Annotated in this window: 7 protein-coding genes; all 7 read right to left on the reverse strand. The window is 66.8% G+C overall.

Annotation, left to right across the window (positions count from 1 at the left end; genetic code table 11):
- Positions 1–94: 94 nt before the first annotated feature.
- Entirely contained in the window at positions 95–1,285 is a 1,191-nt protein-coding gene (locus tag Q8X39_RS10115) for a hypothetical protein (protein ID WP_305749535.1), read from the reverse strand.
- A complete protein-coding gene (locus tag Q8X39_RS10120) occupies positions 1,282–3,810 on the reverse strand; it encodes a hypothetical protein (RefSeq protein ID WP_305749536.1) in 2,529 nt (842 codons plus the stop codon). Before Q8X39_RS10120 ends, Q8X39_RS10115 begins: the two co-directional genes overlap by 4 nt.
- A gap of 226 nt (positions 3,811–4,036) precedes the next feature.
- Complete coding sequence (locus tag Q8X39_RS10125; RefSeq protein ID WP_305749537.1) at positions 4,037–4,864, reverse strand: vesicle formation protein; 828 nt, start codon at positions 4,862–4,864, stop codon at positions 4,037–4,039.
- Positions 4,865–4,952: 88 nt separating this feature from the next.
- Complete coding sequence (locus Q8X39_RS10130; RefSeq protein ID WP_305749538.1) at positions 4,953–5,387, reverse strand: hypothetical protein; 435 nt, start codon at positions 5,385–5,387, stop codon at positions 4,953–4,955.
- The gene (locus Q8X39_RS10135; RefSeq protein WP_305749539.1) at positions 5,380–6,015 is read right to left on the reverse strand and encodes a DUF2442 domain-containing protein; all 636 of its coding nucleotides are present in this window, start codon (positions 6,013–6,015) and stop codon (positions 5,380–5,382) included. Before Q8X39_RS10135 ends, Q8X39_RS10130 begins: the two co-directional genes overlap by 8 nt.
- 10 nt (positions 6,016–6,025) lie before the next feature.
- Positions 6,026–6,448: a hypothetical protein gene (locus Q8X39_RS10140; protein WP_305749540.1), complete on the reverse strand. Its 423-nt coding sequence runs from the start codon at positions 6,446–6,448 to the stop codon at positions 6,026–6,028.
- A gap of 378 nt (positions 6,449–6,826) precedes the next feature.
- Positions 6,827–14,620, reverse strand: a complete 7,794-nt coding sequence (locus Q8X39_RS10145) for a putative Ig domain-containing protein (protein WP_305749541.1) — start codon at positions 14,618–14,620, stop codon at positions 6,827–6,829.
- Between the last annotated feature and the right edge of the window lie 258 nt (positions 14,621–14,878).

Here is a 14,878-nt window from a genome sequence, read left to right on the forward strand (position 1 = left end):
GAAATAGCGGGCGGAAGGCGGTTCACTCGGCACGGTTGGCCGGAGTCCCCTGGGTGCGCACCCATCGGCGGTCACGCCACGGGCACCGGCCGCCTCAACGCTCCCAGCCCCCCATCAGCCCCACGCGCCTGGAACGGGCGCCCGCACCGGGGCGGTCGGTGCCGAAGGCGATGCCGAGGCGGGCACCGGCCAGCTGCAGCAGGGGACCTGCCTGGATCGCCGCGCCCAGGCGGCGTTCGTGCCAGCCGCCTTCGAGTCGCCAGGTCCAGGTCAAGTCCGGTGCGCTGGCCAGCACCAGGCTGGGCAGCCGGACGCCGCCCGGCAGGACGCGCAGGTCCACGCCCGGACGGGGTGCTGGCGCAGGAACGCCGGGCAAGGCCCACAGCACGGTGAGGCGCGCGGCAGGCTCCGCGCGCGACCGTCGGTCAACCCGCGCCTGATGCCCCTGCAGCAACGGCAACAGCGAGGCCTGGCCGTCCACGTCCACGCTGCGGGTGTCGGTCGATGCCCGGGCCGTCTCATGCGCCAGCCCGCGCCAGCTCAACCAGCCCAGGTCACGCAGCGACAGCGACAGCTCGGTTCCGGTGGGCCGGCGCCAGCTGGCGTCCATCTGCAGCAGCAAGGCCTGCCCAAAGGCGGTCACCGGGGGCTGGAAAGGCAGCGCGAGGGTGCTGTCGTGGCGCTCGCTGTCGACCGTGAACCGGTAGCCACGGACACCGCCCCCTGCCTCGGCCGCGCCGGATCGGCGCGCATCGCCTAGCAGCCGCCGATCGCGCCAGCGGGTCAGCTGCAGCCACTGACCTTCAAGTCGCCAGCGCAGTTCCGGCCGGTCCGCGACAGGAACCGTGGGGTCGGACCAGACGTCCGACCGGGCGAGTGCCAGGCCTCGACCAATCCATCCCTGCCACTGCGCATCGACGCGCCAATGCTGTCCTGTCGCATCACCCGGCGCGTCGGTGGCCACGTCGGCGGCCAGTCTCAGCGTGCCGGCGTCGACCCTCAAGGTCGAACGCGACCGCGCCAGCACGCTCCATTGCCACGCGGCGCGGGTGAAGGACAACCGCGCCTCGTCGTCGATCCAGGCCAGATTCCGGCCGGGCCGTGGATCGAGCACCGACAGGTCCGGATGCCGATCGCCCAGTTGCCGCAGGCTCAGCGCGTCGGCATGGTGATCGCTTGACAGGACGACGGAAAGCCCGATGGGAACGGGCTCTCCATCGGTCGACGCCGCCAGCAGGACCAGCGGCGTCCAAGCCAGCGACAGGCCACAGGCCCACCGGATCACAGGCCGATGTCGAGCGACTCGAAGTCGCCGTTGACGTAGGTCATCCGGCCATTCGCATGGTCCAGCGTGCCGATCAGGGACTGGTCGTGCAGCAGCTGCGACTGGCCTTCGCCGGTCACCACCCGCATCGACAGCCCGGAGGTCGCCTCGCTCAAGGTCACCCGCAGGCGCTGGTCGCTGCCACGTGCCGCCGAGATCTGCAACACCTGCCGGGCGACACCGGCCTGCTCCGTCCGCACCGATCCGGTGATCACCGTGGGCTCGCGCAGGTGGGCCGGCTTGCTGCCCGTCAGAACGAGCCGCAGCGTCGGCCGCGCCGATGCCTGCACCAGCCCTCCAAAGGCCATCGTCTGCTGGTAGGTGTTGGCCGCCGTCAACGGCTGGCTTGCATCATGGTCGGCATAGCCGCTGGCGTTGGCCTCGAACTTGCCGGTGATGACCTCGGTCCAGCTGGCACTGGCATCGCTGCGGCTGCTCAGAACACCGCTGAACAGCGTGTTCTGCACCACATGCCGGGTGCCCGAACGATCCCACACCGGCGTGCTGCCCGTGAGGTTGCCTGACAGCCGCGCGGTCGGCGTGGCCCAAGACACGTTGAGGTTGCCGCTGCCCAAGCCCACCTTCGCATCCTGGCCGGTCGTTGGCTTCGAGCCCGTGGCCGACACGGCCAGACCATTCAGGCGCGTCCCCGGCTCCAGCAACAGCGTGCCGGCGACAACCTGCGAAGCGTCATTGAACACATCGACCTGGCCGACGATGTCGAGCACGGGCTGAACGCTGGACGCGACGGCCTGGATGTCCCAGCGGTGGTGATGGTTCAGAAGTGAAGTGCCATCCTCCGTGAAGGCGCCCGGCAGCTCGCCTGCGAGCGTCAAGGCGTTGACGGTCGCCACCTGCACGGAGCCTTGGAAACCCGTCGCCGTGTTGTCGGCGTTGGTGGGGAAGTTCACCCGGAGTGCCTTCACGTCTTCCAACGACTGACAGCTTGTCGCGGTGAGGAACACGTCGGTGCAGCCGGTCCAGACGCGGGTGCGACGCGATGCGCTGGCCGCGTAGGTGAACGGTTCGCCGTCGGCAGCCGGTGGCGTCAGCGTGAAGCCGTGGCGTGCTTCCTCGGCCTTCATCGTGCCGGCAGGTCCGGCAGGCTGGTTGAAGGTGCGGGTGACGTGAACCCAGTAGGTCGCGCGACAGCCCACGAACCGCGCGGTTGCCTTCGACGTGGCAGGGATGCTGGTCTTGTCATCCTCATACAAGGTGCAACCCACCGCCGGATAGGACGTCGTTCCGTGCCAGGTGCTGGGCCTGCCGGGTGCCTCCAGCGTCTCGATGCCGATGACATCGCCAACCCCCGCGTTGCGCGAATTCGAGGTCGTTGTGCCGGCGTGGTAGTCCTGGTAGAGCCGGATGCCGAGTTGCAGGGCCTGCAGGTCACGCGAGGCCAGATTGACCGGCTGCTGGACCGCGCGAGCGGCCGCCTGGAACTTCTGCGCCTGCAGGTTCAGCTCGCCCGTGCCGGCCACGCCACCCCGCGTGAACAGGCCGCTCATGTCGGTGCGCAGCCCGGCGAACATCGCCTTGGCAGCGGCGATCGGCGCCACCGTCGACGGGGCCACCGCCGCGCAGGTATCGGTCAAGGCGCAATCGAGCTTGTTGAGCAAGGTGTCGACGGTGGTCAGCGTGACCTCGGCTTCCTTGAAGGGCGTCGAGCCGACCGTGGTCGTCACGGCCGCCCGGAATGCGGCCGTCACGTCGACGTTGCCGACATCGGTCAGTTCGACCGTGTCGAGCCGGGTCGATTCGGTCAGTCGCTCGACCACGCACTGGATGCGAGCGCCTGCTTGGGTGTCGGAGCATCCCAGGGCCTCGTCCCGGGCCAGCTGCGAGGTCGCCGTGAGCACCACCTGGTAGGCCTGCTCCTCGACCGACAAGTTGGTGGCCAATGGCTTGATCTCGGTGCCCACCGGGTCGAAGCCCAGCAGCTGCTGCATCGTCGAGTTGGCCTGGGCGATGTTGGTGGTGCTCAGCTTCGCGGACGACTTCTCGGCCGCCTTCACCGCCATCTCGGTGAAGGGCGTCAGGCTGACCCGGCGCGGCGTGATCTGGTTGCCGACCACGTTCGGCACGACCGCCGCGCGCAGCGTCATGCCCGTGGGCAAGGTCGTGTTGCCCTGAAGCTCGTCGACGTGCGTGGTGCTCGCGTTCACGCTCACCTCGACCACCACCGGGGTGCCGGACGCGAGCTCGAAAGCGGGCAGTGTGTAGGCACCGCCCGCCGTGGACAGTACGCTGGCCAGTGCGGTGCTGCGGTCCACGCTGCCATCGGCCTTGACGGCGTAGGCCTTCACGTCGGCGCCCACCATCACGCCCTTCGAGACCACGCCGGTCAGGCTGACCTTGCCGGGCTGGGTGGTCGTGTCCGGGGACTTGCTGTCGTTGCCGCCACCACAGGCCGACAGGCCGATGGCCAGTGCGGTCGTGCAGACCGCCCGCCAGATGGGCGTTCGATGCCAGATCGATGTGTTCATGTGCAAGGTTCTCCGTCGACGTCCGTGAAGGTGGCCGCGACGTTCGCTGTTCGAGAGACAGGCTTCAATGACTCAAACTTGCAGAGTCATCGTCCACATTGACCAGGAAAGCGAGGCATCGACAGGCTCAATCGATGAGCCTGCGCTGCAGACGGAACCGGCGCGCATCTCACCTGACCACGACAAAGGCCCGCCGAAGCGGGCCTTGCCTTCGATGCTGCGGGGTTCAGCGACTGGCCGCAGCCTCGGTCGTCGCCGGCACGAGCGTGATGCGCACTTCCAGTGCCTCGGTGCCCTTGACGTCGGCGGTCGGGACCGACTGGATGCGCTGCATCAGCCGGTCGCGCGGCACACCGGTCACGCCCATCAGGCGGTTGCGCACGGCGGCGACGCGGTAGTAGGCCATGCGGGCGGATTCGCTCAGGCCCTCGGCTGCCTCGGCGGTCAGCAGGAATCGCTGGCCCTTGTCAGGCGCGAAATCGAAGTGCCTGGTGAAGATGTCCGACAGCCGGGCGGCCTCGTCCGCGCTCAGGTCCAGCGCGCCAGGTCGGAAGCGCACCAGCACCGAGGTTGGACGCAAGGAGAACTCCTGCACGCCCCGCCCTTCAACGGTCGGCTTGTCCTGCGTGCCTTCCAGGGTCTGGACGCCCTTGGCATCCTTGACCTCCCGCTCCTCCTTGGCCTGCGGCGGGTTGAGCACCGGCTTGTATTTCTGTTCGGCCAGGAAGAGCTTCTGCTTGAGTTCATCGACCTGCTTGAGCAGGTCCTCGATGGTCGGTCGCTTTGGCTGCCTGTCCTGCGTGCCCGGCAGGGACTCCTTCTCGCGCGGGAAGAGCAGCGGATCAGGCGTGGGCAACACCGGCTCAGGGGTCTCGATGCCCGTCTGCGACTTCATCGCATCGAAGCGGGCCCTGGCCGAGAAGAAGATCACGGCCATCGACAGGATCACGATCAGCAGGATCAGGAACATGACCATGTTGACCAGCGTGTCGACGTAGCCCGGCCAGAAGTTCTGTTCTTCCTGGCCGTCGGCGGTGGTGGTTGCAGTTGCCATGACGGGTTCTTTCTCGTGTTCTGGGTCAGGCGGCCAGCGCGAGCTTCGATGCGCTGGCCAGGCAGACGTTCGGCCGGAAGGCCAGGCGTCACTTCGAAGGCATGAAGTCGGCGATGCCCTGGTGCGGCATCGGCTGCGGCAGGCTGCCCGCAGACAGGGGACGCAGGCTGTGGCCTGCCGAGATCGTGACCACCTCGAGCGTGGTGGCGCGGGCCGCCGGCGCGTCGCTCTTGCGTGGCCGACCGCCCTTCATGCCGTTCAGGCGCGCCGCCACAGCCTTGGCGGGCGACGTGACCAGGCCGCCTCGACGGCCGATCTCGGCCATCCATTCGCGGCTGCTCGGCTCGACATCGGGCAGCACCAGCTTCTCGGCCTTCTTGCGCAGCGCCTTGGCCGGCGGCATCGCCGTCACGTCGGGTGGTGCGTCCCGGACCCCTTCGGGCAAGGCCGTGCGGAGACCGAGCAGCGGCCGCGAGACGTCGAGGTGGAGCGGATCGGTGTGCACGATCTGGGCTTCAGGCATGGGATCTCTCCTGTGGGTGGTTCGTCTGATGTGGTGCTTCTTCGGGCACCTCTCCGGTCTTGTCATGGCTCACCTCTGCGGGCGTTTCCAGGTACCGGGTAGGGGGTGGTGGGGCGCCTCTCGGCGCAAGGTCCAACCCGTTGGACGCCGCTGGATCTGCAGATTCCGATCCACCGGTTCGACCGTGGCTGGCTCTCGCCTTGCGCGCACTGCGACCGGCGACGGGCATGGGTTCGGTGGACGAGGCCCGCAGGCGGCGCATCCACTCGGTCGAGCCGAACTCGCCACCCATCAAGGACGCCAGCGTCAGGCGGACGCCCAGGCGTGGCCAATGCAGCAGGGCACCGCCATCGAGCAGTCGAATGCAGCGCAGGTCGACCGAGTGCGCCTGTGCGAAACGCTCGATGCGATCAACCGGGAACACGAAGGCGCAGCGGTTGTCGAGCCCGATGTGGATGCGCCCCCCGCTCATGTAGCAGGCGAACTCTGCCCTCAGTGGCTTGCGCGCCGCGCCTGCAGCGCCGTCGATGACCCCATGCTGCGATGCCGTGGCGACTGCCCGCATCGACGTCCGCTCGGCTTGCACGTCAGGCTCCATCGATGAGCCACGTTGCGTCACGTCCTGCATGGCCGAACCGTCAGCGCGTGCCGGCCACATGGGCCAGCGCGAGGTCACCGAAACGCCGGTAGTCACCGACGTGGCTGACCGACAGGAAGATCCATTCACGGAAGGGTCGACCGGTATCGAGCGGGTCCCACAGTTCGGCATCCTGCCGTTCGCTGATCTGCAGGCGCATGTCCTGCGGCAACTTGAAGAGCAGGCCACCGCGTCGCAGAACCACGAAGTCCTTGCCGTGGATGGCCAGTGCGCGGCATCCGAAGATCCGCTGACCTGGCAGCGCCCCGTGTTCGGGCGTGCAGTAGCGCCGCTCAAGGTCATCGAAGGCATCCTCGGCCAGCATCGCCAGCTCGGTGTGGTGGAGTCGCTGGACAACGATCGACATCAACTCAGGCGCCCGAGAGAGGCTGACCTTGCGGACCGACGTTTTCAGGTGATGCATGGCCGACTCCAGTGGTGCTCGCGCGTTGCGTCGACCCAGCCCTGAAAGCGGGTTGGGGCCGCAGGAAGCGATGAAGAATTCGGTGCGACCGATAACCAGCGATCAACGGAAGTGCCGATGGATAAAGGCATCTCCGGGATACGAAAGGAACGATCAGGTCAAAGTCTCTTTGACTTCAAGCACCCATTCAATGGCTGATTTGGGTAGGAATCCGAAGGGTGTCTACAGACTTCTGCGGGTGATCGACACATCGGTCGACCCGCGAGGGCCAGGGCCCCAGGGCCCCAGAGCCCCAAAGCCCGTGAGCGCGCCTCAAGCACCGGCCGGAGCCGGGGTCGCTCACGGGCCTCTGCCGCCGATCGACCGCGTGGGAGACCCTCAGCCCATCACCTGCATCGTCGCCTGCGTCGTCACCTGCGCGGCAGGATCAAACGTGCCTCGCACGGTCAGGGACCAGGCCAGGTCGGGCTCACTCGTCACGCGCGACAGCAGGTGAGTCGACGGCTCCCAGTGCAGGTCCGCCGGCGCGATCCCGAGCTGTGACAGGTCCAGCCGATCGTCGGTCGAGAAGTCGAGGATCGTGTCACCGTCGATGTGGGCCGCCTTGTCGTACTTCACGACGTCCTTGCCGCCGCCCGTGGCGATCGTGTTGGCGGCCAGGTTGCCCCAGATCTCGTCATCACCGCCGCCACCCACAGCGTTCTCGATGACCACGCCAAACGCGATGCCCACGTTGTAGGCCATGCTGGCGTCGGGTACGCCGCCGCTGGGCACCTGTCCGCAGACGAAATCTGGTTGGCCCAATACGTAGCTTCCCTCGAAGAAGAACTCGAAGTCCCCCTTGATCTGGAGCATCACACCCGCCGGAAGCGTCGGGTCGTCGTACCAGGTCCAGCGCGTGTCACCGCTCTCCGACTTGCTGACCACGTGGCCACGCGAGGTCACATCAACCTCGTCACCTGTCGTTGCGTCGGTGTAGACGAACCGCACGTTGGAGACCCTGGCCTGATCGAGCGAGATGCCAAGTCTGCCGATCGCCGCGCGCATTCCTTCGAGCTTCGACGCCTCCCAGGCGCTCTCCGAGAACGTATAGCTCGCCCCCGTCATCAGGCCCATGCGGCTCATGTGCTCGCCCCCACGCAGATCGATGATGGCGTCGCGGCTGCCCAGCTGCTGCAGGGTGTCCACCCCCTGGGCATCCCAGAGGGTGTCGAACACCGGCGTGTCGCTGTCGTAGCGGTAGGTGTCGTTGCCTGTCTGGGTGGTCATGTTGGCGCCGTAGAGGTGCTGCAAGGCCGCCATGTCGTACACACCCAGCTTCCAGGGCGTGTAGCCCTGGCTCTCCAGCAAGGCAGGCTGGCCACGGAGCGTGACCTTGTTGAAGGCCTGCAGGTAGGTCATCACCGTTTCCTGCGGCGCATCGGTCTGCGGGTTGTCGTAGCCGCCTCCGGTCTCGTTGCCCACGCGGTTGAGCGTGGTGTTCGTGCCGTCGCCATACCAGAACTTGCCACTCAAGTCGGACTCTTGGAACGGATGGTCCAGGCCCATCGCATGTCCCAGTTCATGCGTGACGGTGGTGTTTTCACTGCCGTACTCGCTTCGGAAAGCCGTCTCTGCTGATGGGTACGCGCTGGCATCGGTGACCAGGAAGAGGTTCCCATACGCATCGTCAACCTTTGAATCCACTGCCGTCGGCTGCGTGGCGAAGCCCATGACCGAACGGTCCACGCCCAGGTGATCACCCGTGCCCTTGAACAGCCGCAGATCCGCGCCGAGGTAGACCTGCGATGTGTTCTCCGTGAACACCACCTTGCTCACCTCGGCAAAGTGGTTGAACACCTGGCGAACGTAAGCCTTCTCGGTGTCGGTGTAGGACATGCCGTCCTGGGTGACATGCTCGACGTCGCTCGTGTCCCTGAACAAGGCAACCTGGTCCTGGAAGGCGTAGCTCAGTTGCAGTGGCGCGGTCATGCTGGCACCCGTCAGGCGCTGCGTGCGGTCGCTGTTCATGCCCAGCCAGGACGCCATCGACGCGGGCGCCGGCATCCCCGCACTGCCCACATCGTTGCTGATCAGGCTAGCCATGCCCTGGGCATAGCTGCCCGGGTTGTCCAGCGTGACCGCCTGGGGCGCTTCAACTCGGTAAGCCGATGCGGTGATCCAAGTGGGCACACTCGTGTCGATCGACGTCGTTGAGACGTCGCTCACCGACACATCAAAGCTTTGCGTCGCGCTCAGGCCCCGATGGTCGGTGGCCGTGACGGTGATGTGCTCCGCCGTGCTGGTGACCAGCGTGGGCGTGCCCGTGATCTGGCCGTCTGCCCCCAGCACCAGGCCCTCTGGCAAGTTGCCCGCCGTGACCGCATAGGTCAGGGTGTCGCCCGGGTCGCTGTCGGTGAACTTGCTGGCCACGTCGATGGCCGTGATGGCCTGCCCCTTGGTCGCGCTGATGGGCGCGACCACACCGCTGGTCATGGGCGCATGGTTGTACACCACCTCCACCACGTTGCTGCTGGCACCCGACACGCTGCCCAACACCACCTTGGCGGTATAGGCGGCGGTGTTGACGGTGCTGCGGCTGTCTTCAAAGCGCCAGCTCACGCCGTCAGCGGCCACGGTGGCATAGCCCAGCGGCGTGGCACCGTCAAACACCTGCACTTGCGCACCCGCGACCAAGGCGGCATCCAGATGGCCTTTGACCGTTTGTCCGGCCGGCAACAACAGGCTGCCCACAATGTCATACAGCGACATGTTCGCTTGCATGACCGGGTCCCAGCCATTGACCACCTTGCTCTCTTCCACCCGCGCATGCAGGCCATCGGCTTGCTGGCTGAAGGTCAGCTTCACGCCCAAAGACTTGCCGCCGTGTGCAATCAACCAGACCGACTTGCTGCCGTCGGCGTTGCCGACCACATCGCCTTCTTGAACCAAGCTCATCTCGGCGGTCGACGGACTCACGCTTGGAAGCGATGAGATGCCCCTGGCCACCACCTTGAGCGTGCCGAAGTTCACTTGCGACAGGCTCAGCGCCGTGCCGATTTTCCAATCCGCGTTTAGAGCCAGGTTCGTGCTGCTCAGCGCGGGCGTCGAGAAAGCGCTGTCGATGGTGGGCGGGGTCTCGTTGAAATCGGTCACGCCCAGCGTGTAGGTGGCGCTCACAGGCGTGCTGCCGGCGACACTGCTGTCTTGTGCCTTCACGGTCACGGCGTAGCCGGTCTTGGTCTCGTAGTCCAACACCGTGCCGGCCTTGAGGTAGAGCGAATTGCCGTCCAGCTCGAAGCTGGCCTGGTCCGCACCTTCGAGCGTGAAGGTGTTGCTGCCCTGGCCATCGTCGGTCACGGCGATGTCGGCGACCTTCAGGCGCGTCGTGATGGGTGTGTTCTCGGCGATCTTGCTGCCGGCAATTGCGCTGGTCAGCGTCACCGCCGTCGGCGCGGCATTGGTTGAGGGGGCGGGTGTGGTGTCGGCCACATCGGTGATGCTCAGTGTGTAGCTGGCACTCACAGGCGTGCTGCCGGCCACGGTGCTGTCTTGCGCCTTCACGGTCACGGCGTAGCTGGTCTTGGTCTCGTAGTCCAACACCGTGCCGGCCTTGAGGTAGAGCGAATTGCCGTCCAGCTCGAAGCTGGCCTTGTCCGCACCGTCGAGCGTGAAGGTGTTGCTGCCTTGGCCGTCGTCGGTCACCGCGATGTCGGCCACTTTCAGACGCGTCGTGACGGGCGTGTTCTCGGCGATCTGGCTGCCGGTGAGTGCGCTGATGAGCGTCACGGCAGTGGGCGCTGCGTTGGCTGAGGGGGCGGGCGTGGTGTCGGCCACGTCGGTCACGCCCAACGTGTAGTTGGCGCTCACAGGCGTGCTGCCCGACACACTGCTGTCCTGTGCCTTCACGGTCACGGCGTAGCTGGTCTTGGTCTCGTAGTCGAGCACCGTGCCGGCCTTGAGGTAGAGCGAATTGCCGTCCAGCTCGAAGCTGGCCTGGTCCGCACCGTCGAGCGTGAAGGAGTTGCTGCCCAGGCCATCGTCGGTCACCGCGATGTCGGCCACTTTCAGACGCGTCGTGACGGGCGTGTTCTCGGCGATCTTGCTTTCTGCAATTGCGCTGGTCAGTGTCACCGCCGTCGGCGCGGCATTGGTTGAGGGGGCGGGTGTGGTGTCGTCCACATCGGTGACGCTCAGCGTGTAGCTGGCACTCACGGGCGTGCTGCCGGCCACGGTGCTGTCTTGCGCCTTCACGGTCACGGCGTAGCTGGTCTTGGTCTCGTAGTCCAACACCGTGCCGGCCTTGAGGTAGAGCGCGTTGCCGTCCAGGTCGAAGTTGGTCTTGTCCGCGCCGTCGAGCGTGAAGGTGTTGCTGCCTTGGCCGTCATCGGTCACGGCGATGTCGGCCACTTTCAGGCGCGTCGTGATCGGCGTGTTCTCGGCGATCTTGCTTTCTGCAATTGCGCTGGTCAGCGTCACTGCCGTGGGCGCCGCGTTGGGAGTGGGGACGGGCGTGGTGTCGTCCATGTCGGTGACGCTCAGCGTGTAGCTGGCGCTCACATGCGTGCTGCCCGACACGCTGCTGTCTTGTGCCTTCACGGTCACGGCGTAGCTGGTCTTGGTCTCGTAGTCGAGCACTGTGCCGGCCTTGAGGTACAGCGCGTTGCCGTCCAGCTCGAAGCTGGCGTTGTCCGTGCCGTCGAGCGTGAAGGTGTTGCTGCCTTGACCGTCGTCGGTGACCGCGATGTCGGCGACCTTCAGGCGCGCGGTGACGGGCGTGTTCTCGGCGATCTTGCTTTCTGCAATTGCGCTGGTCAGCGTGACAGCAGTGGGCGCCGCGTTGGGTGTGGGGACGGGTGTGGTGTCGTCCACGTCGGTCACGCTCAGCGTGTAGCTGGCGCTCACATGCGTGCTGCCCGACACGCTGCTGTCTTGTGCCTTCACGGTCACGGCGTAGCTGGTCTTGGTCTCGTAGTCCAACACCGTGCCGGACTTGAGGTAGAGCGCATTGCCGTCCAGCTCGAAGCTGGCTTTGTCCGTGCCGTCGAGCGTGAACGTGTTGCTGCCCAGGCCGTCGTCGGTCACGGCGATGTCGGCGACCTTCAGGCGCGTCGTGACGGGCGTGTTCTCGGCGATCTTGCTTTCTGCAATTGCGCCGGTCAGCGTCACCGCCGTGGGCGCGGCATTGGGTGTGGGGACGGGCGTGGTGTCGTCCACGTCGGTCACGCTCAGCATGTAGCTGGCACTCACGGGCGTGCTGCCGGCCACGGTGCTGTCTTGCGCCTTCACGGTCACGGCGTAGGCGCGCTGGGTCTCGTAGTCGAGCACCGTGCCGGCCTTGAGGTAGAGCGCATTACCGTCCAGCTCGAAGCTGGCTTTGTCCGCACCGTCGAGCGTCAAGGTGTTGCTGCCCAGGCCATCGTCGGTCACGGCGATGTCGGCCACCTTCAGGCGCGTGGTGACGGGCGTGTTCTCGGCGATGTGGCTGCCGGTGAGTGCGCTGGTCAGCGTGACAGCAGTGGGCGCCGCGTTGGGCGTGGGGACGGGTGTGGTGTCGTCCACGTCGGTCACGCTCAGCGTGTAGCTGGCGCTCACATGCGTGCTGCCGGCCACGGTGCTGTCTTGTGCCTTCACGGTCACGACGTAGGCGCGCTGGGTCTCGTAGTCCAGCACCGTGCCGGACTTGAGGTAGAGCGCATTGCCGTCCAGCTCGAAGCTGGCCTTGTCCGCACCGTCGAGCGTGAAGGTGTTGCTGCCCAGGCCATCGTCGGTCACCGCGATGTCGGCCACTTTCAGACGCGTCGTGACGGGCGTGTTCTCGGCGATCTTGCTGCCGGCAATTGCGCTGGTCAGCGTCACCGCCGTCGGCGCGGCATTGGTTGAGGGGGCGGGTGTGGTGTCGGCCACATCGGTGATGCTCAGTGTGTAGCTGGCACTCACAGGCGTGCTGCCGGCCACGGTGCTGTCTTGCGCCTTCACGGTCACGGCGTAGCTGGTCTTGGTCTCGTAGTCCAACACCGTGCCGGCCTTGAGGTAGAGCGAATTGCCGTCCAGCTCGAAGCTGGCCTGATCCGCACCGTCGAGCGTGAAGGTGTTGCTGCCCAGGCCGTCGTCGGTCACCGCGATGTTGGCCACTTTCAGACGCGTCGTGATCGGCGTGTTCTCGGCGATCTGGCTGCCGGTGAGTGCGCTGGTCAGCGTCACAGCCGTCGGCGCGGCATTGGTTGAGGGGGCGGGCGTGGTGTCGGCCACGTCGGTCACGCCCAACGTGTAGTTGGCGCTCACAGGCGTGCTGCCGGCCACGCTGCTGTCCTGTGCCTTCACGGTCACGGCGTAGCTGGACTTGGCCTCGTAGTCCAGCACCGTGCCGGCCTTGAGGTACAGCGCGTTGCCCACCACCTCGAAGCTGTCCTTGTCCGTGCCATCGAGCGTGAAGGTGTTGCTGCCCAGACCGTCGTCGGTCACCGCGATGTCGGCCACTTTCAGACGCGTCGTGACGGGCGTGTTCTCGGCGATCTGGCTGCCGGTGAGTGCGCTGGTCAGCGTCACCGCCGTGGGCGCGGCATTGGCGTTGGCCAACGCATCCCTCGTCACGGCGTCAACCAGGGGCCGGCCGTTCTTCACTGCCTGGGTGGCCGCTTCGTTGAGCGCAGCCAGGTTGTCCCGGCTGGCGGCATGAATGCCGGCGGCCTGATAGTCCGACACGGTGGGGGCGAACTCGGGCGCGGGATGCATGACATGGTTGGCCACCTTGGCCGCCAGCACCACCTGGCCGAGGTCGTTGTTGTTGCTCTTGCTCACCTGGTCCAGCAGGAGGTCAGCGGCTTGCGCCTTGTCCGCGGCGGTCGCCTGCGCAGCCTTGACCAGCTCGAACATCGCCTTGAGCAACTGCCCATAGAGATCGGGCGACGGGGCATCGGCGGCCTTGCCGTCCGGGCCGACCGTCACCGTGGCGGCGGGGGCGATGTGCTCCAGCGGCGTGGTGCCGTCACCGACGCCGAGCTTCCTGGCAAAGGCGGCGCTGGCATCGCGCAGTTGCTGCGCTGGGGTGTCGACGTCGAGCGTGGCGGCCAGCTGGCGTGCCAGCAGGTCGGTGGCATGCGTGACGTTGACCGTCGTCTGTCCGCCGTCGACGAAGGTCGCCACCGCACGGACGGTGCCCACGAACTCGGTGAGCGTCTTGTCCTCACCGATGAAGTCGGGCGTCGCATCGGCCACACCCACCACGTCCACCCGGACCCACGATGAGACGGGCTTCTCGGTGAGCTGGACCACGTACCGTCCATCGGGCTGGGCAGCCGCTTCACCGAGCAGCAGGCCCTGGGCATCACGAACCTGGACCCGAAGGTTGTTGCCTGCGATCACCGGGCCGAAGGTGATGACGCCAGCGACTGTCCCGACCGAGGCGGACTCGGCGGAAGGGCTGCTGTTGTGGCCTCGGGACACAGCCACCGCACCGGCAGCGAGGACGGCGGCCGGCCAGCCCCACGGGAAGCCGGTGGTCGACGGCTCCGGCGCGGCGGGAACGGTGCCCTGGTGGGCCTGTTGGACCACGCCGGTCGTGGACGGCGAGGTGACCGCGGCGTTCGCGGTCTCGCCGCTCAGGGCCTCGGCCAAGCTGGCCGGGCCCTGGGTGGCGACATCGGCACCGGCCGGCTTGCCGGACGCCTCCGACGTTGCATCCGACGTGACAGGCGACATGGCAAGCGACGGGGCCGGCTGCGGTGCTGACGCCGCCCGGCTGGCCATGTCTGCGGCGGCCTGTGCGAGCGCGACCAGCGCCTGGTCGGCCCAGGCCTCGTCGTTCGGCTGGTCGTCCGCCGCCCTGCCCTTCTTGCGGCCCTTGGCGGTCGATCCGGCCGCAGCCTCGATGCCACCGGGCAAGCGGCCGACCGGCACCTGCAAGCGCGCTTCAAACGGCGGCACATGCGGCGCCGTCATCGTGACGGGTTGCGGCAAGCCGGGCGCGAAGCTCGCCAGCGGCACGCTGGCATCGTCAAACACGAGGAAGAAGTCCGGCGCGGCGAGCCGCTTGATGTTGGCGCCCTGGAGCACCAGCACGTCGCCCCCCTTGATCTGCAACAGCAATTCCTGCCCTCGCCAGGTCGCTGCCTGGACGTCACCGAACGAAGTAGCCGTCACGCGAACGGTGGCCTTGGTGATCTCGGAAAGCGAAAGGGAAGTGGTCTTCATGGCTGTATGGGTGGGAGATCGATGAATGGCTGATAAGGAACCCGGCAACCTCACCTCGCGCGCCCAAAGGGGACACACGAACGCGCCCACGGCACAGGTGTCGAGGCGATCCAGGGGGCGGGGAAACAGGTCGAAGAAAAGGCGGGGTCCGTCGTTCGACAGGACCCCGCCAAAGGCCTCACCCGAGGCGGGTGAGGATCAGGGACTCCGGCGGATCAACACGGCGCCAAGGGCGCCTGGCGCATCGGGCACTCATGT

The organism is Leptothrix discophora, from assembly GCF_030705305.1.
GTDB classification, from domain to species: domain Bacteria; phylum Pseudomonadota; class Gammaproteobacteria; order Burkholderiales; family Burkholderiaceae_C; genus Sphaerotilus; species Sphaerotilus discophorus.

Excerpts from the sequence above, each read along its gene's own strand:
- Q8X39_RS10120 (WP_305749536.1), bottom strand. The coding sequence starts at position 3,810 with ATGAACACATCGATCTGGCATCGAACGCCCATCTGGCGGGCGGTCTGC.
- Q8X39_RS10145 (WP_305749541.1), bottom strand. The coding sequence starts at position 14,620 with ATGAAGACCACTTCCCTTTCGCTTTCCGAGATCACCAAGGCCACCGTT.
- Q8X39_RS10130 (WP_305749538.1), bottom strand. The coding sequence starts at position 5,387 with ATGCCTGAAGCCCAGATCGTGCACACCGATCCGCTCCACCTCGACGTC.
- Q8X39_RS10140 (WP_305749540.1), bottom strand. The coding sequence starts at position 6,448 with ATGCATCACCTGAAAACGTCGGTCCGCAAGGTCAGCCTCTCTCGGGCG.
- Q8X39_RS10135 (WP_305749539.1), bottom strand. The coding sequence starts at position 6,015 with ATGCAGGACGTGACGCAACGTGGCTCATCGATGGAGCCTGACGTGCAA.
- Q8X39_RS10125 (WP_305749537.1), bottom strand. The coding sequence starts at position 4,864 with ATGGCAACTGCAACCACCACCGCCGACGGCCAGGAAGAACAGAACTTC.